At 53.2% G+C, this 21,473-nt stretch carries 18 protein-coding genes and 1 pseudogene; 1 reads left to right on the plus strand and 18 read right to left on the minus strand.

What is annotated here, in order from left to right:
* From infB to lacNas_RS13310, 15 genes are all read right to left on the minus strand, one after another.
* Window positions 1-2,150: translation initiation factor IF-2 (infB, locus tag lacNas_RS13240; protein WP_201346942.1), on the minus strand; the 2,150-nt coding region annotated here is incomplete at its 3' end.
* 4 nt (window positions 2,151-2,154) lie between these two features.
* Window positions 2,155-2,439, minus strand: a complete 285-nt coding sequence (locus lacNas_RS13245; protein ID WP_201331746.1) for a L7Ae/L30e/S12e/Gadd45 family ribosomal protein — start codon at window positions 2,437-2,439, stop codon at window positions 2,155-2,157.
* Window positions 2,440-2,465: 26 nt separating this feature from the next.
* Window positions 2,466-2,765 (minus strand): RNase P modulator RnpM, encoded by a 300-nt coding sequence (gene rnpM / locus lacNas_RS13250; RefSeq protein WP_201331745.1) that lies wholly within the window; start codon window positions 2,763-2,765, stop codon window positions 2,466-2,468.
* A 9-nt stretch (window positions 2,766-2,774) separates the two neighbouring features.
* Window positions 2,775-3,971, minus strand: a complete 1,197-nt coding sequence (gene nusA / locus lacNas_RS13255; RefSeq protein WP_201331744.1) for a transcription termination factor NusA — start codon at window positions 3,969-3,971, stop codon at window positions 2,775-2,777.
* Between the two features lie 19 nt (window positions 3,972-3,990).
* Complete coding sequence (rimP, locus tag lacNas_RS13260; protein WP_201331743.1) at window positions 3,991-4,467, minus strand: ribosome maturation factor RimP; 477 nt, start codon at window positions 4,465-4,467, stop codon at window positions 3,991-3,993.
* Window positions 4,468-4,576: 109 nt separating this feature from the next.
* Entirely contained in the window at window positions 4,577-8,914 is a 4,338-nt protein-coding gene (locus tag lacNas_RS13265) for a PolC-type DNA polymerase III (RefSeq protein WP_201335927.1), read from the minus strand.
* A 12-nt stretch (window positions 8,915-8,926) separates the two neighbouring features.
* Window positions 8,927-10,624 carry a proline--tRNA ligase gene (locus lacNas_RS13270; RefSeq protein WP_201331865.1) on the minus strand — a complete coding sequence of 566 codons (1,698 nt, stop codon included), beginning with the start codon at window positions 10,622-10,624 and terminating at the stop codon, window positions 8,927-8,929.
* A gap of 47 nt (window positions 10,625-10,671) precedes the next feature.
* Window positions 10,672-11,919, minus strand: a complete 1,248-nt coding sequence (gene rseP / locus lacNas_RS13275; protein ID WP_201331866.1) for an RIP metalloprotease RseP — start codon at window positions 11,917-11,919, stop codon at window positions 10,672-10,674.
* A gap of 9 nt (window positions 11,920-11,928) precedes the next feature.
* Window positions 11,929-12,726 carry a phosphatidate cytidylyltransferase gene (locus lacNas_RS13280; RefSeq protein WP_201331867.1) on the minus strand — a complete coding sequence of 266 codons (798 nt, stop codon included), beginning with the start codon at window positions 12,724-12,726 and terminating at the stop codon, window positions 11,929-11,931.
* Between the two features lie 5 nt (window positions 12,727-12,731).
* Window positions 12,732-13,463 carry an undecaprenyl pyrophosphate synthase gene (gene uppS, locus lacNas_RS13285; protein ID WP_201331868.1) on the minus strand — a complete coding sequence of 244 codons (732 nt, stop codon included), beginning with the start codon at window positions 13,461-13,463 and terminating at the stop codon, window positions 12,732-12,734.
* 2 nt (window positions 13,464-13,465) lie between these two features.
* Complete coding sequence (gene frr, locus lacNas_RS13290; protein ID WP_201331869.1) at window positions 13,466-14,023, minus strand: ribosome recycling factor; 558 nt, start codon at window positions 14,021-14,023, stop codon at window positions 13,466-13,468.
* Complete coding sequence (gene pyrH, locus lacNas_RS13295) at window positions 14,023-14,748, minus strand: UMP kinase (RefSeq protein ID WP_201331870.1); 726 nt, start codon at window positions 14,746-14,748, stop codon at window positions 14,023-14,025. Before pyrH ends, frr begins: the two co-directional genes overlap by 1 nt.
* Window positions 14,749-14,883: 135 nt before the next feature.
* Window positions 14,884-15,912 (minus strand): translation elongation factor Ts, encoded by a 1,029-nt coding sequence (tsf, locus tag lacNas_RS13300; RefSeq protein ID WP_201331871.1) that lies wholly within the window; start codon window positions 15,910-15,912, stop codon window positions 14,884-14,886.
* Window positions 15,913-15,975: 63 nt separating this feature from the next.
* Entirely contained in the window at window positions 15,976-16,740 is a 765-nt protein-coding gene (gene rpsB / locus lacNas_RS13305) for a 30S ribosomal protein S2 (protein ID WP_201331872.1), read from the minus strand.
* Window positions 16,741-16,903: 163 nt separating this feature from the next.
* Window positions 16,904-17,914 carry a GIY-YIG nuclease family protein gene (locus lacNas_RS13310; RefSeq protein ID WP_201335928.1) on the minus strand — a complete coding sequence of 337 codons (1,011 nt, stop codon included), beginning with the start codon at window positions 17,912-17,914 and terminating at the stop codon, window positions 16,904-16,906.
* 82 nt (window positions 17,915-17,996) lie between these two features.
* Here lacNas_RS13310 and lacNas_RS13315 point away from each other — a divergent pair, with 82 nt between their 5' ends.
* Window positions 17,997-18,611: a lysophospholipid acyltransferase family protein gene (locus lacNas_RS13315; protein WP_201330098.1), complete on the plus strand. Its 615-nt coding sequence runs from the start codon at window positions 17,997-17,999 to the stop codon at window positions 18,609-18,611.
* 61 nt (window positions 18,612-18,672) lie between these two features.
* Here lacNas_RS13315 and lacNas_RS13320 read toward each other — a convergent pair whose 3' ends face one another.
* The 3 genes and pseudogenes from lacNas_RS13320 to lacNas_RS13330 form a co-directional block, all read right to left on the minus strand.
* Window positions 18,673-19,662: an aspartate-semialdehyde dehydrogenase gene (locus lacNas_RS13320; RefSeq protein ID WP_201330097.1), complete on the minus strand. Its 990-nt coding sequence runs from the start codon at window positions 19,660-19,662 to the stop codon at window positions 18,673-18,675.
* Window positions 19,663-21,003 (minus strand): aspartate kinase, encoded by a 1,341-nt coding sequence (locus tag lacNas_RS13325; protein ID WP_201330096.1) that lies wholly within the window; start codon window positions 21,001-21,003, stop codon window positions 19,663-19,665.
* Window positions 20,996-21,473 (minus strand): annotated as a pseudogene (locus lacNas_RS13330) (homoserine dehydrogenase); the annotation flags it as partial. The gene lacNas_RS13325 and the pseudogene lacNas_RS13330, both read right to left, overlap by 8 nt.

Raw genomic sequence — 21,473 nt, forward strand, 5'->3', positions numbered from 1 at the left:
CCCTGCATTGCGGCCTTGACGTCGTCGATGGCCTTGTAGATGACGCTGTAAAGGCGGATATCAACGCCTTCTTGAGCCGCCTGGCTCTTGGCAGTTGCCGTTGGCCGAACGTTGAAACCGATGATCAAGGCGTTGGAAGCGCTGGCCAGGGTAACGTCGCTTTCGTTGATCGCGCCGACGCCGGAGTGGATGATGTTGACCCGGACACCTTCAACGTCGATCTTCTGGAAGGACTGGGCCAAAGCTTCTGCTGAACCTTGCACGTCAGCCTTCAAAACGATGTCGACTGACTTCATGCTTTCCCGCTTCATCGTGTCAAACAGGTTGTCCAGGGTGACGTGCTGCACGTTTTCACGCTGCTTTTGCAGAGACTGCTGAGCCCGAGCTTCACCGACTGACCGCGCGGTCTTTTCGTCGTCAAAGACAACCAGCTTGTCGGCAGATTCCGGCACGTCGTTCAAACCAGTGATTTCCACAGGCATTGCCGGAGTAGCCTTCTTGACCTGGTGGCCCTTGTCGTTGGTCATGGTCCGCACGCGCCCGAAGGTGTCCCCGACAACGATCGGGTCACCGATCCGCAGGGTCCCTTGCTGAATCAGCACGTCGGCAACCGGCCCCTTGCCCCGGGACAAACGGGCTTCAACAACCGTCCCGATAGCCTTTTGCTTCGGATCAGCCTTCAATTCCAGCATGTCGGCTTCCAGAATGATGTTTTCCAAAAGTTCATCGATCCCCATGCCAGTCTTGGCGGAGATGTTGACGAAGATGGTTGAACCGCCGTAAGCTTCCGGAATCAGTTCATACTGCATCAACTGTTCAGTAACGTGAGCCGGGTTGGCGCCTGGCCGGTCCATCTTGTTGATGGCCACGATAATCGGCACGCCGGCACTCTTGGCGTGGTCAATGGCTTCGATGGTCTGCGGCATTACCCCGTCGTCAGCGGCAACGATCAAGACAACGATGTCGGTGATTTCCGCCCCGCGCGCCCGCATGCTTGAGAAGGCCGCGTGCCCTGGAGTGTCCAGGAAGGTGATCAGCCGGTCGTTGATGCGCACCTGGTAGGCACCGATGTTCTGCGTGATCCCGCCGGCTTCATGTTCAGAAACCCGGGTGTGGCGCAGCCGGTCCAGCAGAGTCGTCTTACCGTGGTCGACGTGACCCATGATCGTTACGACTGGCGGACGGACGACTTGGTTTTCAGACTTCTTGGATTCTTCCATTTCCTGGGCAAAGATGTTGTCAATGTCGGAAATGTCTTCGTGAACCTTTTCCACGGCTTCAATACCGTAGTCGGCAGCCAGCAGCTCGATGGTGTCCTTGTCCAGGGACTGGTTCTGGTTGGTCATGATCCCCAGCATAAAGAGCTTCTTAACGATTTCAGCTGGTTCCCGGTGCAGAATCTTGCCCAGGTCCTGCGCGTTCATGCCGACTTCATATTCAAAGCTTTCCGGCAATGGACGTTCTTTTCTTTGAGTAACCTGCTTCTTAACCGGAGCATTTTGGTGCTTCTTGTTCTTGCGCTTGCGGCGTTCGGTCCGGTCGCTGTTGGCATTTCTGCCCTGGTCTTGGTAGGCATTTTGCCCCTTGCGGCCCGGCTTGCCGTTGTTGCGGCGGCGGTTGTCCTTGTTTTCCGGCATCGGAGCTTCAGCAAAGTTCGGCCGGGAGCTGGTCCGGCGCGGAGCTGAGTTCCTGGAAGCCGGCTTCTCCTGGCTGGACTGGTTTTGCTTCAAGCGGGCCGGTGACGGCTTCAAGATCTTTGGTCCCCGCAGTTTTGGTGCTTCAGTGACCGTTTCCTTGGCACTGCTTTCAACCTTCTTGACTTCCGGCTTGCTTTCACCGGCAGCAGCCTTGTTCAAGGACTTCTTGTATTCCTTCTTAGCTGCCCGGCTGGCTTGGTCCAGACGGACCTCGTCAGCCCGCTGCTTTTGCTTGAGGTCTTTCAGCAAATCCTGTGCTGCTGGCCGGCGGCGCTTGCTGTGGTCGTTAGAGTGGTTGTTGCGGCGGCGAGCAGATGGTCTCTTGCCTTCAGTCTTCTTTTCACCTTTACGAATGGCAGTGACTGAAATCTTTAATTTGCCAGACTTGCCGCTAGCTTTCTTGTTATCCATGCCCAATTCCTTTGAAGTTTCGTTTTCTTGTTTCTTGGTCATCAGATCACACTCCTTCTTTGATCTTATCCAGCAAGGCTTTCGCAAAACCATAATCTGTTAATGCCAAAACTTTGCGTTTCTTACCTATTGCCTGGCTCAATTCCGACTCAGTAAAAGCGTCGACCACAGGGGCCGGGTGCGCCTTTAAAGCAGCCTCGATCTCGCTACGGCTGTTTTCTGCTAAATCATTAGCGATGATGATGCACTTGAGCTTGCCTTTTTTCAGCTTGGCAACCACGATATCGGTTCCCGAAACCGTCTTCCCTGCCCGGGTGGCCAAACCAAGCAAGTTCAATGCCTTCTGTCGATTATTAATTATTTTTGATCACCAAATAATTCTTTTCTTGCCTTCTGGTGATCCACGTAAGCAAACAGTTCGTCATAGAACTCATCGGCAACCTTGACGCCTAAACTGCGCTCTAAGACTTTTGACTTCCTGGCAGCGGCAATCTTCTCCGGTTCAAGAGAAACGTAAGCACCGCGGCCTGGCTTTTTGCCACTTGGGTCAACAGAAACGTTCTTTTCTTTGTCGACGACGATCCGGACCAGCTCCTTTTTCGGCTGCATCGTATCGGTCAACAAGTCCTTCCGCATGGGGATTTTTCGCTTTTTCAAGGAAATCACCTATTCTTCATCGTCAAGTTCCAGGTCGTCAGCTTCTTCGGCGTCATCAGCTTCTGCTGCATCTGCTGCTTGTTCAGTGTTTTCTGCTTCATCAGCTGCCGGCACTTGATCTTCTGCTACTTCAGTTTCTTCTTCTACGTCGCTTTCGTCAACAAATTCGACTTCGGATTCTGGCCGGATGTCGATCTTGTAGCCAGTCAGCCGGGCTGCCAGACGCACGTTCTGGCCCTTCTTGCCGATTGCCAGAGACAGCTGGTAGTCAGGCACGATGACGAAGGCCTTCTTTTCATCGTCTTCGTCTTCAAACTGCACGGCGATGACTTCGGCCGGGTTCAAAGCGTTGGCAATGTAGTCTGACGGGTCATCTTCATATTGGACGATGTCGATGTTTTCGCCGCCCAATTCGTTGACCACGTTCTGCACCCGGCTGCCGCGCGGGCCGACGCAGGTGCCGACTGGGTCAACGTTTGGATCGTTGGACTTGACGGCAATCTTGGTTCTTTCACCGGCTTCACGGGCGATGGACATGATTTCCACCGTACCATCGAAGATTTCCGGCACTTCTTGTTCAAACAGCCGCTTGACTACGTCTGGGGCAGTCCGGGAAACGCGGATCTGCGCGCCCTTGCCGTCAGCGCCAACCTTGGTTACCAGAACGCGGACCCGGTCTTGCGGGTTGTAGTGTTCACCCGGGATGGTGTCGCGCTTGATGTCCATTACGGCTTCAACGTTGCCAATGGTAACGTAGACAAAGCGGTTGTCGATTCTTTCAACCGTCCCGGTTACCAGTTCGTCTTCGTACTGTGAGTATTCGTTGACGATGTGGGCATTTTCTGCTTCACGCAGGCGCTGCATTACAACCTGCTTGGCGGTTGAAGCAGCAGTCCGGCCGAAGTTCTTTGGAGTAACTTCGAACTTGATCGTGTCGCCGATTTCGTAAGCCCGGTTGATGGCCAGGGCATCCTTCAGGCTGACTTCAACCCGGTCGTCTTGAACTTCGTCAACAACCGTCTTCAAAGCCATGACCTTGAAGTCGCCCTTCTTTTCGTTGAAGTCGATTTCAACGTTTTCGGCCTGGCCGTAGTTCTTCTTGTAAGCTGCGGCCAAAGCGGCCTTCATGGCTTCAACGATGACGTCTTGTTTGATGCCCTTGGTCTTTTCTAAGACATCAAAGGCTTCCAGCATTTCTTTTGACATAAGTTTTGGATCACTCTTTCTAAAATTCGATGGCAAAGCGGGCGCTCGCGATCTGCTTGCGAGGAATGGTCAGCTGCTTGCGCCGCGTCTTGATCTTGATTTCCAGTTTGATTTCCTGGTCGTCAAGCTCAAGCAGGCGGCCTTCAAAGACCTTTTCGCCGTCCAGCTTCTGGTACAGACCAACATGAATGTATTGGCCCATCGCCTTTTCCCAGTCCTGCTCCTTCTTGATCGGTCTTTCCAAGCCCGGTGAAGACAGTTCCAAAATATATGGATCTGGCAGCGGATCTGGCTGCATTGAGTCCAATTTTTCTCCAACCAACTCACTCAGGTCCGCAATCGTTTCGATATCAATTCCGTTTGGCTGCTTGTCGACGTAGATTCGCAGATAGTCTTGGCTCTTTTCTTTGACGTATTCCAAATCAACCAGCTCGCAGCCATGACCGGTAATGACCGGTTCGATTGCCTCTTGGATAGTTGTTAAGTTTTTTGGCAAAATTTTCCTCCGTAATAAAAAGAGTGAGCATTGCTGCTCACTCGAATTTACCATATTCGATCTGAAAGAAATTATAACAAAAATTTTTCCGTTTGTAAATACACAGACTCTAGAAGAGGGAAAGCTGATTCTGGTCAGGCATCCCTTCCAAAACATTGTTGTTTTCAAAGAAGTCCATGATCTTCTGGGAAACCTTGCCGCGCACCTGCAAGTCTTCCTTTGACAGGAAAGGCGCTTCACTGCGGGCCGCCACGATCTGCTTGGCCGCGCTGTCACCCAGGCCGTCAACGGCGTTGAATGGCGCCAGAATCGTGTGCTTGTCCAGGATCTTGTAAGTGGTGGCTTCAGACTCGTTGATGTCAACCATCTTAAAGTTGATGCCCCGCTCGATGGCTTCATTGACCAGTTCCATGTAGGTCTGCAGGTCCTTTTCCAGCTTGGTGGCGGCCGTCCCCTTCTCCTTGATCCGGTTGATCAGGGCCACGACCGTGTTCTTCCCGCGGCTCATGGCCTCCAGGTCAACCTTGTCGGCTCTGACTGAGAAGTAGGCGGCATAGTAGATTTCTGGGTAGTAAACCTTGAACCAGGCCACCCGCAGCGCCATCAAAATGTAGGCCGCCGCGTGGGCCTTAGGGAACATGTACTTGATCTTCAGACAGGATGGAATGTACCAGTCAGGGATATTCTTGTTCTCTTTCAAGACTGCCATGTTCTCATCTGAGATCCCGCGGCCTTTCCGGACCGTTTCCATGGTCGAGAAGGCAACTTCTTCCTTGACGCCCCAGTGGATCAAGTCAGTCATAATGTTGTCACGACAGCCGATCACGTTCTTCAGCTTGCAAGTACCGTTGTTGATCAGCTCCTCGGCATTGCCCAGCCAGACGTCGGTCCCGTGCGACAAGCCGGAAATTTGTAGCAGTTCAGCGAAAGTCGACGGGTGGGTCTCTTCCAGCATCCCCCGGACAAAGGGCGTCCCGAATTCCGGCAGCCCCAGGGTCCCGGTCTTGGAATTGATCTGCTCAGGAGTAACCCCCAGAGCCTCAGGACTGGAGAACAGCGACATGACCTTCGGGTCATCAGTCGGAATGGTCAGCGGATCAATGCCCGACAAGTCCTGCAGCATTCTGATCATCGTCGGGTCCTGGTGACCCAGGATGTCGAACTTCAGCAGGTTGTCGTGGATCTGGTGGAAGTCAAAGTGGGTCGTCTTCCATTCCTTGGAAACGTCATCTGACGGGTACTGCAGCGGCGTCAGCTCATAGATGTCCTTGTCGTCCGGCAAGACGACAATCCCGGCCGGGTGCTGGCCAGTCGTGGCCTTGACCCCGGTGACGCCGATGGCCAGCCGGTCTACTTCGGCATTGTTCATCTTCATTTCCGGATGTTCATCCTGGTAGTGCTTGGCATAGCCGATCGCCTTCTTGTCGGCAAGAGTGCCGACGGTTCCCGCTTTAAAGGAGTGGTTCGGGCCAAACATAACCCGGATAAAGTTGTGGGCTACTGGCTGGTAGTCCCCGGAGAAGTTCAAGTCGATGTCGGGCACCTTGTCGCCGTGGAAGCCAAGGAAGGTTTCAAACGGAATGTTCTGGCCGTCCTTGACCATCATGATCTGGCATTTCGGGCACTTTTTGTCCGGCAGGTCAAAGCCTGAGGCGTATTCGCCGTTTTCAAAAAATTCCGACTGCTTGCACTTCGGGCAGCGGTAGTGCGGCGGCATGGGGTTGATTTCCGTGATCCCCATCATGGTAGCAACCAGACTGGAGCCGACCGACCCCCGGGAACCAACCAGGTAGCCGTCCTTAACCGACTTGGCAACCAGCTTCTGCGAGATCAGGTAGACGACCCCGTAGCCGTTACCGATAATGGCGTCAAGTTCCCGGTCCAGACGGGCCTGAATGTTCTCCGGCAGCGGATCCCCGTAAAGCTCATGGGCCTTGTCATAGGTAAGCTGGCGGACTTGTTCTGCGGTATGCGGAATTTTTGGCGGGAAGCTTTCGTCCTGGACTGGCTGCACCCCTTCATCGATCATGCTGTTGATCTTGTTTGGGTTGGTGATGACGACTTCCTTAGCAACATCCTCACCCATGAAACTGAACTCATCCAGCATCTCTTGGGTGGTGTAAAAGTGCAGGTCGGGATGCTCCTTGTTGCGGTTCGGGTTGCCTCTTTGCGCTGCCAGCAAGACATCGCGGTAAACTGCTTCATGCTTGTCGATGTAGTGGGCATCGCTTGTGGCAACGACTGGCTTGCCCAGTTCCTGGCCCAGCTTGTAAATATTGGTCAGAATTTCCTCTAACTGAGCTTCATCGGCAATTAAGCCATCTGCGATCAAGCTGCTGTAATTTGACGGCGGCTGGATTTCCAAAAAGTCGTAGAATTTAGCCTTTTTCTTGGCTTCATCATACCCTTTCTGCATCATTGCAATGAAGACTTCGCCCTGGCTGCAGGCAGAGCCGTAAAGCAGGCCCGCATGCAGGCGGCGCAGCTCTGATTTCGGTGTTCTCAAGCCTTTGTAGTTGTACTTGATGCCGGCCAAGGAAACCAGCTCATAAAGATTGCGCAGGCCGGGCTTTTGATTGCGGGCCAGAACCGTCACGTGCGTCGGCCGGGCCCGCTTGTAGCCCTCACCGTTGCTGTAGTCGTTCATCTTGCCCAGGTCGTCTTGGTGGTACTTGTCGTTGAAAGCGTCCAGCAATTTGAACATCAAGTAGCCGGTCGCTTCCGCGTCTTGATTGGCCCGGTGGTGGTGTTCCAGAACTACGTTGTACTTGCGGCAGAGCGAATCCAGGGTGTGTCTGGCCTGTTCAGGGTGCAGCAAACGGGAAACTTCCAGGGTGTCGACGACCGGCTGGGTAATTTCCGGGTAGCCGCAGCGCTTCAAGGCCGCATTGACAAAGCCGACGTCGAACTGGACATTGTGCCCGCACAAGGGATCATCGCCGTAAAAGTCCATGAACTGCTTGATTACGACTTCCTCGTCGTCAGCCGCCTGGACCATCTCATCAGTAATCGAGGTCAAATTGATCGTGGTTTCTGAGAGCGGATGGTGGGGGTTGATGAATTTGTCGAAGCGGTCGATCACTTCACCGTCTTTCATCTTGACGGCCCCGATTTCAATGATCGTGTCATAAACCGAGGACAAACCCGTCGTTTCCACGTCGAAAATGACGAATTCCCGGTCTTCATACTTCATGCTAGCCGGGTTTAAGACCAGCAGACCGTGGTCGTCGACCATGTTGGCTTCCAGGCCCATGATGACCTTGATCCCGGTCTTTTTGCCGGCTTCAAAAGCATTTGGCAGCGCCTGCAAGTCGGCATGGTCCGTAATCGCGATCGCGGTCTGGCCGAATTTCTTGGCAGTCTTGATGATGTCCGCTACATCGGCAGTCGCGTCCAGCTGGCTCATGTTGGTGTGCACGTGCAATTCCACGTGCTTTTCCTCACCATCATAAGTTTCCTGGCGGCCAACGTGTTCCGTCAATTCCATGCTGTAAATGTTGAAGACCAGGTCATGAGCATAAGGGTCGTCTTTCAGGCTCCCCTGCATGCGGATCCAGCAACCCGGCTTCACATTCTTCAGGTATTCGATTTCTTCCTTGTCAGAATCGCGGACAAACTTCTTGAAAGAAATTGAACTAGTATAGTCTGTCATTTCACCCGTGAAGATGAAAGAACCGGACCGCAGTTCCTGCATTTCAGCCTTGAAAACGTGCCCTTCCACCACGGCGCTGCGCTGGTCCTCTGACAGGTCCTTGAGCTGGGTGATCTCGGCATTTTCAGCGATTGCCCCCGGCCCGAAGCTGGTCTTCTTGCCGCGCCGGCCCTGGTAGCTTGGTCTTGCCGGAGCCTTCGGCTTTGGCGGGGCCTGCTGGAAGGCTACCTGCATGTTCTTTTCATGGGCCTCTACCAGCTGGGCCAGACTGTCAAAGTCATTCTGCTCGCCCCGTTCATCAACGGCTGTCAGCAGCTTGACGTTGAAGAAGCCGTAGTCCCTTAGGTCCATTGAAAAAGCATCCAGCAGCTGTTGTTCCAGCATTTTGTCAAACAACTGGCTGTTGACCGGGATCACCCAGCGGCCGTCTTCCAGCCGCGGCTGCTGGTCAGCCAGGAAATTCTGGGCTGCTGGCTCGGCTGCCAATGCCTTGGAATTTTCAACCGCGTAGTGCCAGTATTCCGGCAGAAACTGCTGCTTTCCGTCGGCCGTCTCCACCAAGAGGCGGGTGTCGACAAAGTCGGCAAATTCATGCTTGATTGCCTGGTTGAGCGCGTTGTAGCTTGCAAAACGCAGAGGAGTAGCAAAAAAAACGTGGATATCCCATCTACGTTCTTTTCGGTAGACATCCACGTTTTTTATCTCCCCTGCCTGTAAAACCGACTGATCCACAGCTTCCGCTGGAAATTTAACCTGTTTTAATAGCTTGAGAAAAAGTTCGTTTTTATCAGTCACGAGAATTCATTCCTAATCTAATTCACTGGCGATGAAGTCGTCCAAGTCAGTGACGGCAATCTTTTGTGCCTGCTCGTCGCTTGGGCGCTTAACTTCAACAAAGCCGTCTGCCGCGTCCCGGCCGACCGTGATTCTGATTGGCGCGCCAACCAGGTCGGCATCGTTGAACTTGACGCCTGGACGTTCGTTGCGGTCATCGTAGAGGACGTCATACTTGGCAAACTTGGCTTCCAAGTCTTGCGCGAGCTTGGTCTGAACTTCATCCTTCATCTTCATCTGAATAATGTGAATCCCAAATGGAGCGATTTCCTTTGGCCAGGCAACCTCGTTTTCAGTAGCATGCTGTTCAACAACAGCCGACAGCAGACGGGTGACCCCGATACCGTATGACCCCATGATAACCGGCTGAGACTTGCCGTTTTGGTCCAGGAACTTGGCACCCATGGTTTCCGTGTAGTAAGTGCCCAGCTTGAAGATGTGGCCGACTTCGATTGAAGTGGTGAACTGCAGCGGTTCATGGTCAACCGGGTCAGGTTCGCCTTCATTGGCTACCCGCAGGTCAGCAAAACGGTCGGCGTCAAAGTCCCGGCCCAAGTTGGCATTGACAAATTGGTAGTCGCTTTCGCCAGCGCCAACAACCACGTTGTACAGGCCCTTGACCGTTTCATCAGCAACGATTTCGTCAGCCCAGTCAGCATTGACCGGACCAACGCCGCCCTTGCCAGCCCCGGTCAGTTCTTCCAAGTCAGCAGTTTCGGCTACCCGCAGGCTGTCGCAGTCCAGCAGGTGGGTCAGCTTGACTTCGTTGATTTCCTTGTCGGCCCGGATCAAAACCAGCACCTTCTTCTTTTCATCAACGATGTAAAGGATGCTCTTGACGATTCTGGTTGCCGGAACATGCAGAAATTCAGCCAGCTTGTCGATGGAATCGCAGCCTGGAGTAGCTACCTTTTCCATTTCCTTCAGCTCTTCTGCTTCCTGCTTGAAGGTGTCCACGCTGACCGCCATTTCCAAGTTGGCGGCGTATGTGCCGGAAGCGTTAGTGGCAATGGTGTCTTCACCGACAGCTGCCGGAGCCTGGAATTCAGTGGAATTCTTGCCCCCCATCGTGCCTGAGTCGGCGATAACCGGACGGACTTCAACGCCAGTCCGCTTGAAGATCTTCAAGTAGGCTGCCTTTTCGTCTTCAAACTGCTTGTCAAGCTGTTCCCGGCTGGCAGCAAAACTGTAGCCGTCCAGCATGACGAACTCTCTGCCCCGCAGCAGGCCGAAGCGCGGGCGGTTTTCATCCCGGAACTTGGTCTGAATTTGGTACAGGTGCAGCGGCATCTGCTTGTATGACTTGATGCTCTTGGCTACGACTTCAGTAAAAGTTTCCTCGTGGGTTGGCCCCAGCAGCATTTCCCGGCCGTGCCGGTCCTTGAGGCGGAACATTTCCGGGCCATACTTCGGCAAGCGGCCTGATTCTTCCCACATTGAAGCCGGCAGCATGTGCGGCATGATCATTTCAACCACGCCGGCATTAGCCATTTCTTCTTCGATGATCTTTTCAGTCTTGCGCAGGACCTTGTAGCCGAGCGGCAAGTACGAGTAAACCCCAGCCGTAACCTGCCGGATGTAGCCACCCCGCAGCATTACCTGGTGACTCTTAGCAACTGCGTCGGCTGGAGTTTCCTTCAGCGTTGGCATGAAAAAGATTGATTGACGCATAATCCTTAATTTCTCCTAAACATTAATTTATTTTCTCAAGCTTGCTCCTACTTAATGAAGTAGCGATAGATGTCGTTGCCGGTAACCGCGATGATCAGGATCAGCAAGAAGACCACCCCGATCAAATCGACGACCGTTTCGTGCTCTTCTGGGATCGGCTTGCCCCGCAGCAGCTCAATCAGCTCCAGCAGCAGCTTGCCCCCGTCCAAGCCGGGAATCGGAATCAAGTTGACAATCCCCAGGTTGATCGACAGCATGCCGACAAAGGCCAGCATGTAGGTCAGCCCCATGGAAGTCGCCTTGGAAGTTTCTGAATAGATCCCGACCGGTCCCGACAGCTTGTTAAGGCTGAAGTGCTTGAACAGGTTGCCCAGGGCCTGGAAGATCATCCCTGTCACCTGCCAGCTCAAATTCCAGCCGCGTTTCAGTTTGGCCGCGAAGGACTCGTCGGTTTTGGCCACGATCCCCACGGCGTAAGACTTAGTCTTCTTGGAATACTTCGGCGTCAGCTTGACCGACTTGGTGCTTCCGTTCCGCTTGACTTTGACAGTCAATGTCTTGCCTTTGGAAGAGTCGATTGCCTCGCTGATCTCGTCAAAAGATGCAATCTTTTGGCCGTTGATGGCCACGATCCGGTCACCCTTCTTCAAGACCTGCCGGGCTGGTGAATTCGGCGTCACCTGAGCGATCGTCGTCGTAGCCGGCCCGGCGGAAGCAAAGCTGTAGATGAACAGGACCACAAAGCCGAGCACGATGTTCATGAAAGGGCCGGCGAAACTGGTGGCCAGCTTCTTCCACGGCTTGGCGGCCGGCATTTGCACGTCTCTTGGCGCAATCTGCAGCTCAGTGCCGGTGTCGTCAATCATGGTCGCGTCATGGTCGACCCGGTAGGTCACCAGCTGGCTTTCATCACCGTTTTCATAGCCTTCGATCGTCAGATCGTCAACCAAGTCCGCCTTGGTAACCCGCAGCGGCCGGCCTTCAATCGGCAGGTCCGATTCCGAAGCATCAATGCGCGTGACGATTCCAGCCTCATTCAGCTCCAGGACAACCGCGGTCCCGGGGTCGATCTCGCTCTGCTCATCAGGTCCGGCCAGGCGCACGTAGCCGCCCAGAGGCAGCCATCTGATAGTGTAGGTGGTCTGACCAGGCCGCCACTGCACCAGCTTTGGTCCCATGCCGATTGAAAATTCGCGCACCAAAATACCGGCTTTCTTTGCCACGAAAAAGTGACCAAATTCGTGGACAAAGACGACCAGGCCAAAAACAACGATGAAGGCTAGAATACTTTTCACAGTGAACTCCTAAATACCAAAGATCAGGGCAACGATTGGCAAAACGAAAAGCGTGCTGTCAAAGCGGTCCAGAATCCCGCCGTGGCCAGGCAGAATCTTGCCGGAGTCCTTGACGCCATAAAAGCGCTTGTAAGCTGACTCGACCAGGTCGCCCATCTGGCCGACGATCGACAGGAAGAAGGAAGCAATGATCAAGCTGGTCTTGTTGCCGCCGACCGGAGCCAGGTTGACGTAAATTGCCGTAACAATCACGGCAATGATCACAGCCCCGATTGACCCTTCCCAGGTCTTGTTCGGGCTGATTACCGGCCAAAGCTTGTGTTTGCCGATCTTGCGGCCAACCATGTAGGCTGCCGTGTCAGTCGTCCAAACAACCACGAACGCGAACAGCAGTCTCCACAAACCGTGAGCCGGACTGCTGTTTCTGATTGCTGCCAAATAGTGGAAGCCGGTCCCGATGTACAAACTTGACAAGACGTAGACACCGATATCGTCAAAAGTCGTCTTGTTCTTGGACAGAACCGTCCAGGTCAAAAGCAGCATCACCAGCGCGTAGAAGACGCCCCACTTGCTCCAGTTTGGCGGCAAGAAGCCGAAGAAGGAGTTGGGAACGGTCCAGGTCAAAGTTGCCAGAGCCGCCAAAGTAAAGTCGACCGAAACCAGAATCTGCTTCTTCATCAAGAAGACTTCACTGATGCCCACGGCTGCCAGGAAGGCTGCCAGCCAGTCGATCCACATGCCACCGGCGATTAGCACCGGGATAAAAATCAATAAAGCAACAACTGCTGTAATTACTCTTTGTTTCATATTACCTAACTATCTGTTTCATCTAATTTACCAAAGCGCCGGTCCCGGTGTTGGTAGATCTTAACCATTTCCGCCAAGTCGTTTTCATCAAAGTCCGGCCAGGCCTTCTCCGTGAAGGCGAGCTCAGAATAGGCAATTTGCCAAAGCAGGAAATTGCTGATTCTCTGCTCCCCGGAAGTTCTGATCAAGAGGTCCGGGTCCGAATAAGGAGCGAACTTGGCAGTCATCAGCTTGGCAGAAACCATTTCTTCAGTGATCTCGCCAGGCTCAAGCTTGCCGGCGGCAGCTTCCTCTGCCAGGGCCTGCACGGCTGAAACGATTTCTTTTCTTGACCCGTAGTTGAAAGCAAAGTTCAAAACCAGGCCGGTATTGCCGGCAGTTTCTTCCATTGCCCGCTCAACTACCTGTCTGGTGGCGTCTGGCAAGGCGTCAAGATAGCCCATGATGTTGACCTTGACATTGTGTGCCTGCAAACGCGGCATGAACTTGTCAAAAAACTTGACGGGCAGGTTCATCAAATAACTAACTTCATCTTTCGGCCGGGCCCAATTTTCAGTTGAAAAAGCATAAAGAGTCAGGACTTTGATTCCCAACTCATCTGCTGCTAATGCAATCTTTTCAACATTGTCCATGCCGGCTTTGTGCCCCATAAAACGTGGCATATGCCGCTTCTTGGCCCAGCGACCATTGCCGTCCATGATGATGGCCAAATGGTTCAGCTGTTTGTCTTTGTCCATGATTACCCCTGGGTAATTTCCTTGCGCTTGTTGTCGGCCATTTGGTCAATCTTCTTGGTTGACTCGTCAGTGACCTTTTGAACTTCCTTTTCCAGGCGGCGTTCTTCATCTTCAGTGATTTCGCCGTCTTTTTCCTGCTTCTTCAGCGCCTTCATGGCTTCCTGGCGGACGTTCCGCACCGCGATCTTCGCCTCTTCAGCCAGCTTGCCGACTTCCTTGGCAATTTCCTGCCGGCGTTCACCGGTCAGCTGCGGAATAACCAGGCGGATGACGTTACCGTCGTTGGCTGGAGTCAAGCCCAGGTCAGATGCCAAAATTGCGTGTTCGATGTTGTTCAAGGACGTCTTGTCATATGGCGTGATCATCAGAACTCTTGGTTCTGGAATGGTGATCCCGGCCATCTGCGTCAGCGGCGTCGGCACGCCGTAGTATTCAACCATAACGCGGTCCAAAAGTGAGGCGTTGGCAACGCCGGCCCGCACAGTCGCCAGATTGCTCTGGTAGACCTCAATGGACTTGTTCATGTTGCTCTTGGCTTTGGCAATCGTTTCGTTGTTCATTATTTTTCACCTCTGATAATCGTCCCGATGTTCTCGCCTTCAACAACCCGCTTGATGTTGCCTGGAGTGTTGACGTTGAAGACGATCAGCGGAATATGCGTGTCCATGGACAGTGAGCTGGCAGTTCTGTCCATTACCTGCAGGCCCTTGGAAATCATGTCCAGCTGGGTCAGTTCGGCAAACTTCTTGGCCTTCGGGTCAAGGTTCGGGTCAGCCGTGTAAACACCGTCAACGCCGTTCTTGGCCATCAAGATTACGTCGGCGTTGATTTCAGCAGCCCGCAGGGCAGCCGTGGTGTCGGTTGAGAAGTACGGGTTGCCAGTGCCGCCGCCGAAGATTACCACGCGGTTCTTTTCCATGTGGCTGATGGCTACCCGGCGGATGTAAGGCTCAGCAACCTGACGCATGGAAATTGAGGTTTGCAGTCTGGTCGGAACGCCAGCAGTTTCCAAACCGTCTTGCAGGGCCAAACCGTTCATAATCGTCGCCAGCATCCCCATGTAGTCAGCCTGGGCTCTTTCCATCCCCAGCTTGGCGCCGGTTTCACCGCGCCACATGTTGCCGCCGCCGCAAACGATGCCGATCTGCACGCCCATGTCATGAACCAGCTTGATTTCCTGCGCCAACTTCTTGATCACAGTTGGGTCGATGCCAGTGCCCTTTTCTCCGGCTAAAGCTTCGCCAGAAATTTTCAAAATGATACGATGATACTTAATTTGACTCATAATGCCCTCCTAATTAGCTCTAACTATTTTACCATAAAACCGAAAACTATCTCGCCTATTTATATTATTTCCCGGGCTTAAATTTGCTTACAAAAAAAGGATGGGTTTCCCCATCCTTCTTTTTGCTAGAAGAAATTAGTTCTTCATTTGCGCAGCAACTTCAGCAGCAAAGTCTTCTTGCTTCTTTTCGATGCCTTCGCCGACTTCGAAACGAACAAAGCTTACTACGGAAGCGTTGACTGATTCAAGGTATTGTTCAACAGTCTTGCTGTCGTCCATTACGTAAAGCTGAGCCAACAAGGTGTTTTCTTGGTCAACCTTGGTGTTGTCCAGCATGAAGCGGGCCATCTTGCCTGGGATGATCTTGTCCCAGATCTTTTCTGGCTTGCCTTCAGCCTTAAGTTCTGCCTTGATGTCTTCTTCAGCTTGAGCAACGACTTCGTCAGTCAATTGCGCCTTTGAACCGTACTTCAAGTGCGGCAAAGCTGGCTTGTTGACCATGGCACGTGATTCGTTGTCTTGGTCGATCTTGTGGTTGAGCTGAGCCAGTTCTTCACGTACGAAAGCCGGGTCAAGTTCCTTGTATGACAAAACCTTTGGGCTCATTGCGGCGATGTGCATCGCAATGTGCTTAGCCAAAGCTTCGTCGCCGCCTTCAAGAACAGTCAGAACGCCGATGTGGCCACCATTGTGTTGGTATGCACCAAAGTGTTGTTCATCAGTCTTTTCAAGAACGGCAAAGCGACGGAAGGAAATCTTTTCACCGATAGTAGCAGTAGCATTTACGTATGCTTCTTCAAGGCTTTCGCCTGAAGGCATGGTAAGTGCCATAGCTTCTTCGTTGTTGGCTGGCTTGCCCTTGGCAATAGTTTCAGCGGTTTCGTTAACCAAAGTCTTGAACTGTTCGTTTTGAGCAACGAAGTCAGTTTCAGCGTTAACTTCAACGATAGCAGCAACGTTGCCGTCAACGTAAACACCAGTCAAACCTTCAGCAGCGATCCGGTTGGCCTTCTTGGCAGCCTTGGCTTCACCCTTTTCGTGAATGATTTCGATAGCTCTTTGCATGTCGCCTTCAGCTTCAACCAGGGCCTTCTTGGCGTCCATGACGCCGGCACCAGTGGTTTCACGCAATTCCTTGACTTGCTTAGCAGTAATGTTTGCCATTTAAAAAAGTCCTCCAGGTCAAACTAAATTTACAGATTCTTCCAAAGATAAGTTTACGACAAATTATTCAGCGTCGTCTACTTCTTCAGCAGAATTTTCTTCAGCACTTTCAGACATTTCCTTTTCAACGTCTTCGGCGTTGTCTGCGCCTTGCTTGCCTTCGATTACGGCGTCAGCCATAGCACCGGCGATCAAGCGGATGGCACGGATAGCGTCGTCGTTTGAAGGGATGATTACGTCGATTGGAGTTGGGTCAGTGTTGGTGTCGACCATGGCTACAACCGGGATACCAAGCTTGTTAGCTTCGTGAACGGCAATCTTTTCCTTCTTCGGGTCTACGACGAACATTACGTCAGGAATCCGCGGCATGTCTTCGATACCGCCAAGGAACTTTTGCAGCTTGTCCATTTCCTTAGTGAGCAAAGCTACTTCCTTCTTTGGCAGTACGTCGAAAGTACCGTCTTCAGCCATCTTCTTCAAGTCCTTCAGACGCTTTACACGGCTTTGGATAGTGGTCCAGTTAGTCAAAGTACCGCCGAGCCAGCGTTGGTTAACGTAGTATTGGCCTGCGCGGGTAGCTTCTTCAGCGATTGCTTCTTGAGCTTGCTTCTTGGTACCAACGAACAGGAAAACACCATCGTCTTGAGCAACGGCCTTAACGTAGTTGTAGGCGTCGTCAAGCATCTTGATGGTCTTTTGCAGGTCGATGATGTAGATCCCGTTTCTTTGAGTGAAGATGTACGGCTTCATCTTAGGATCCCATCTTCTAGTTTGGTGACCAAAGTGTACACCAGCTTCAAGCAATTGCTTCATAGATACAACTGACATAAATAAATTCCTCCTAGGTTATTTCCTCTCAAGCGTTCATTTCAGCATTCAACCGTTTGTCTTTAGGCACCTGAATGCTGATCGCTCTTGATGTGTTTTCTAGCGTGCATCGCACGCTTTTTTAGCATACTAAATTTACTTACGGAATGCAAGCAATTTTCAGCTAAAATTTCACGCCCTGCTCGCTCAGGAACTTTTCCTTCCAGGCCCGGTCATGCTGCTTGAACCAATACTCCCGCTGCATGGCTGTCCGCTTGTCGGCATATTCCTCATGATAGATCATCTTCACCGGCCGTCTGGCCTTGGTGTACTTGGCGCCTTTGCCGGAGTTGTGAGCTTTCAGCCGCCGGTCCAGGTCGTTCGTGTAGCCGCCGTAAAAGCTGCCATCACTGCACAAGAGCACGTAAAAATAGTGCTTTTCTTCGGGCAGCCGCGCTTCCAAAATTTTCTTGATGGCAGCCGTGTTGCTGCCGTCAGCCTTGTGCACTTCGATGGCGTCGTGCAGGACAAGGCCGTCTCCCTTGCCGCTGCGGACGGCTTCAACGATCACGAGATTGGCGGCCTGCCCGCGTCTGGAAACGAAAGGCTGCACGCTCTTGACAGCCAGGTCGTGCTTGAAGCCGTAGTTGATGATCTCCCCCAGTCTCTCTGGCCGGTGGACCATGAACATTTTTCCTTTCATTTTCAGCAGGCCGGAAGAAACGGCAATGATTTCCTCCAGGTTGATTTCCAGTTCGTGGCGGGCAATGGCCTTGGCCCGGTCAGGGTTGAGCCGGTGGCCGGCTGGCGCCTTGAAGTATGGCGGGTTGACCACGACCAAGTCATAGCTGTCTTTTTTCAAAAAGCTGGCCGCGTCTTTGACGTTACCCTGGTAAACCGTAATCCGGTCCTCCATCTTGTTGAGCGCGATCGACCGGCGGGCCTTGGAGACGATGTCGGCCTGCAGCTCGACGTCATCGTAATGGGCCCGGTTGAAAGCAGCCATATACAGACTGGCCGCTGCGTTGCCGCTGCAGAGCTCAGCCACCTTGGACCGGCTCTTGATGGCGCTTTTGGCCCAGTAAGCCAAAAGCAGGGTGTCCAGGGAGAAGGCAAAAGACTGCTCGTCCTGGATGATTTTGAGCTGCTCGCCCAGCATGTAATCGATTCGTTCGTTTTCTTTCAGTTCAATCATGTAATCTTCCTTGCAAAGTCCAAAAGTCATTCTGCAGCTTTGGTTATGGTATAATCATTTTACATCATTTGGAGGTTCTTTTATGCTTTATCGTATTTTTAGACCGATCGTCCGTTTTATCGTGTGGGTCTTGAATGGCCACCTGCACGTCCATCACAAGGAAAGACTTCCGGAGGGTACTTACATCTTGGTAGCCCCGCACCGCAACTGGTGGGAACCGGTTCTCTTCGCCCTGGCCGCCAGCCCGACGGAGTTCATGTTCATGACCAAACAGGAACTGTTCAAGAACCCTGTTTTGCGCTGGATCTTGAACAATGCCCATGCCTTCCCGGTCAACCGCGAGCACCCCGGCCCTTCAGTCATCAAGATTCCCGTCAAGGGGCTGAAGTCAGAAGGTTTGTCTTTGATCATGTTTCCTTCTGGCACCCGGCATTCAGCATCTTTGAAGTCCGGTGCCCTCGTCATCGCCAGAATGTCCGGCCGCCCGCTGGTGCCGGCGGTTTACCAAGGCCCGCTGACCTTTAAGGGCGTCTTGAAGAGAAAGGGCATGGAAATCAACTTCGGCGACCCGATCGTCATCGACCGCAAGACCAAGCTGACCCCGGAAACCGAAGCGGCCTACAACCAGCAGCTTGAAGAAGCCTGGAACAAAATCGACCAGGAACTGGACCCAAGTTTCCACTACGAGGCCAAGTAACACAATTAATGTAGACAAAAAAGGATTGAGCTGAGTTTGCTCAATCCTTTTTTATTGCCGTTTACTTGCTGTTTTTGATCAGATATTCCATGATCTGAACCGCGTTGGTAGCAGCGCCCTTCCGGATCTGGTCACCGGTGCACCAGAGGGTCAGCCCGTTAGGGTTGGTCAAGTCCCGGCGCAGGCGGCCAACTTGAACGAAGTCCTTGTCAGAATTTTCCAAAGGAGTCGGCGTATGGTCCTTGATCAACCGGTCGCCGGCAAAGCTGGCGATGGCTGCTTCAGCCTCTTCTACCGAGACCTGGTCTTCGGTAACCACCGTCACGGCAATTGAGTGTGACCGGTAGACCGGCACCCGCACGCAGGTGCAGGTTACCAGCAGATCCGGCAGATGGAGAATCTTGCGGCCTTCATTCTGCATCTTCATCTCTTCGGTCGTGTAGCCGTTTTCCAAAGGGCTGCCGATGTCAGCAATGACGTTGAAGGCGATTTGGGCCGGGAAGACCTGGGCTTTCACTTCCTCGCCCTTGGTCAAGGCCGCCACTTCGTCCTGCAGCTCGCTGATGCCGCTCATCCCGGCTCCGGAAACAGCCTGGTAGGTGCAGGCATTGATCGCCTTGATCGGTGAGAGCTTGGCAATCGGTGCCAAAGCCATCAAGGTGATTGCCGTTGAACAGTTAGGGTTGGCAATCACGCCGTGGTGCTGCAGGGCATCTTCGCCGTTGATTTCCGGAACGACCAGCGGCACGCCGTCTTCCTGGCGGAAGGCTGAACTGTTGTCGATGTAGACGGCCCCGCTTTTTTCAACCAAGGGACGGTACTGCTTGGACAGGCTGTTTGATACTGCCCCCAAAACATAGTCCAGGCCGTCCAGTCTTTCCTGGCTGACCACTTCTATGGTCAGTTCCTGGCCGGCAAAAGTCAGCTTTTTGCCCTTGGAGCGCTCGGAAGCAAAAACCCGCAGCTCATCAACCGGCAGCTTTCTTTCTTCGATGCATTCCAGCATTTGCCGGCCAACGGCCCCTGTAGCACCTAAAATACCAATCTTCATTTATCGTTCCACTCTTTCTTCACTAATAAACTGCTGATAAATCGCCTTGATTGCCTCGACCAGATCGCGGTTGTCGACCCCGATAACGATGCTCTGCTCATCGCAGGCCTGGTTGATGGTGCGAATGTTGATCTGCTGGTCTCCCAAAGTCGACAGAATCTTGCCCGACATCCCCGGCATCTGCTTCATTGCCCGGCCAACCACGGCCAGCATGGCCAGGTGGCTTTCCACTTGAATGTCATCCAGGTGCAGGTCTTTCTTCAGCTCGGCCACGATTTCATAAAGGTAGCGTTCAATTTTTTTGCTCTGCACGACGATAGAAAAAGTATCGACCGTGACCGGCACGCTTTCAATCGAAATCTGGAATTTTTCAAAAACGGCCAGCGCCTTGCGCAAAAATCCTGCTTCAGCCGAGACGTGCGACTTGACCATCGTGATGACCGTAAAGTCTTCCTTACCCGTAATCCCGGTAATGACGTGCGGCGGGTCCTGCTCATCCAGGTCGCGGCAGTCGTTCATGATCATGGTGCCGGGATTTTGCGGATGATTGGTGTTGCGGACGTTGATCGGGATGTTCTTTTGCCGGACCGGGAAAACAGCGTCGTCATGAAGCACGTTGGCTCCCATATAGCTCATCTGCCGCAGCTCGCTGTAGGTGATCCGCGGAATCTGCACCGGGTTCTTGATTAGGCGCGGGTCAGCCACGTAAAAGCCGGAAACGTCGGTCCAGTTTTCATAGACTTCAACATCGAAAGCATTGGCCACGATTGAGCCGGTGATATCCGACCCGCCCCGGCTCATGACCTTGATGACGCCATTGGGCAAAGAGCCATAAAAGCCCGGGATCACGACCCGGCGCCCCGGGTCGACCTGGGCCTTGAGAAGTTCCTGACACTTTTTGAGGTCCACCGTGCCGTCGTAATGAAAACGAATCACGCGGCTGGCATCGAGGAAATCGGCATCCAGATATTCGGCCAGACACAGACCGGTCAGGTATTCCCCCCGGGAAACCAGGTAGTCCAGGCTGAAGTCCCGGGACAGGTTCTGCCGGATCTTGGCGAATTCCGCGGCCAAATCCACCGTTAAGCCCAGGGTCTGCTTGATTTCCATGTACTTGTCAACGATCGTTTGAAAAATCGAATCGTAGCTGACCCCGTAGTTGATGTGGGCCGCGCAAAGGTAGAGCAAGTCGGTCACCTTGTGGTCTTCCTGCCCGCTTTTGCCGCAGGCGCTGGTGACCACGTACTTGCGGCCCGGGTCGGCCAGAACGATCTGCTTGACTTTCTTGAACTGTTCACTGTTGGCAACTGAAGAGCCGCCAAATTTTATTGCTTTATTCATCTGCCACTCCTGCCAAAAAGGCCCTTTGATCGCCGCTTTGCTCAAGCAGCCGGCTCAAGTCGGACAAGGTCATTTTTTTCGTCAGCAGAGCCCGGTCGCTGATCTGCTCGGCAGTCACGCCGGCAAAAAAGCTGCTGTTTTCCGTACGCAGGTAAAAAGTCTGCTCTGGCCCAGCCAGCAGCCTGCCTGGCTGCGGGTCTGCCGCTGCTTCACCGCGCCCTTCAGCCAAGTCAAGCAGGTCCTGCACCGCCGCGTGCGCTGTTGGCAGAGAACCCGCCCCCTGGCCGACAAAAGTTGCCTGCCCCAGGCTGGCTGATTCGGTCTGCAGGCCGTTGAAGTTCAGTCCCACGCTGGCCAGCAGGCTGCTCTTTTTCAGCATTACCGGCAGGACCTGCAAGGACAAGCCGCCTGCTTCCCGGCGGCCGATGCCCAGCAGCTTGATGGTCCGGCCGTGCTCTTTGGCCCAGGCG

It is taken from the genome of Lactobacillus nasalidis, from assembly GCF_016587775.1.
In the GTDB taxonomy this organism is placed as follows: Bacteria; Bacillota; Bacilli; order Lactobacillales; family Lactobacillaceae; genus Lactobacillus; species Lactobacillus nasalidis.

Bases quoted from the DNA above. Each gene is read 5' to 3' on its own strand.
- nusA (WP_201331744.1), bottom strand. From the start codon at position 3,971: ATGTCAAAAGAAATGCTGGAAGCCTTTGATGTCTTAGAAAAGACCAAG.
- lacNas_RS13270 (WP_201331865.1), bottom strand. From the start codon at position 10,624: ATGCGTCAATCAATCTTTTTCATGCCAACGCTGAAGGAAACTCCAGCC.
- lacNas_RS13280 (WP_201331867.1), bottom strand. From the start codon at position 12,726: ATGAAACAAAGAGTAATTACAGCAGTTGTTGCTTTATTGATTTTTATC.
- uppS (WP_201331868.1), bottom strand. From the start codon at position 13,463: ATGGACAAAGACAAACAGCTGAACCATTTGGCCATCATCATGGACGGC.
- frr (WP_201331869.1), bottom strand. From the start codon at position 14,023: ATGAACAACGAAACGATTGCCAAAGCCAAGAGCAACATGAACAAGTCC.
- pyrH (WP_201331870.1), bottom strand. From the start codon at position 14,748: ATGAGTCAAATTAAGTATCATCGTATCATTTTGAAAATTTCTGGCGAA.
- tsf (WP_201331871.1), bottom strand. From the start codon at position 15,912: ATGGCAAACATTACTGCTAAGCAAGTCAAGGAATTGCGTGAAACCACT.
- rpsB (WP_201331872.1), bottom strand. From the start codon at position 16,740: ATGTCAGTTGTATCTATGAAGCAATTGCTTGAAGCTGGTGTACACTTT.
- lacNas_RS13310 (WP_201335928.1), bottom strand. From the start codon at position 17,914: ATGATTGAACTGAAAGAAAACGAACGAATCGATTACATGCTGGGCGAG.
- lacNas_RS13315 (WP_201330098.1), top strand. From the start codon at position 17,997: ATGCTTTATCGTATTTTTAGACCGATCGTCCGTTTTATCGTGTGGGTC.
- lacNas_RS13320 (WP_201330097.1), bottom strand. From the start codon at position 19,662: ATGAAGATTGGTATTTTAGGTGCTACAGGGGCCGTTGGCCGGCAAATG.
- lacNas_RS13325 (WP_201330096.1), bottom strand. From the start codon at position 21,003: ATGAATAAAGCAATAAAATTTGGCGGCTCTTCAGTTGCCAACAGTGAA.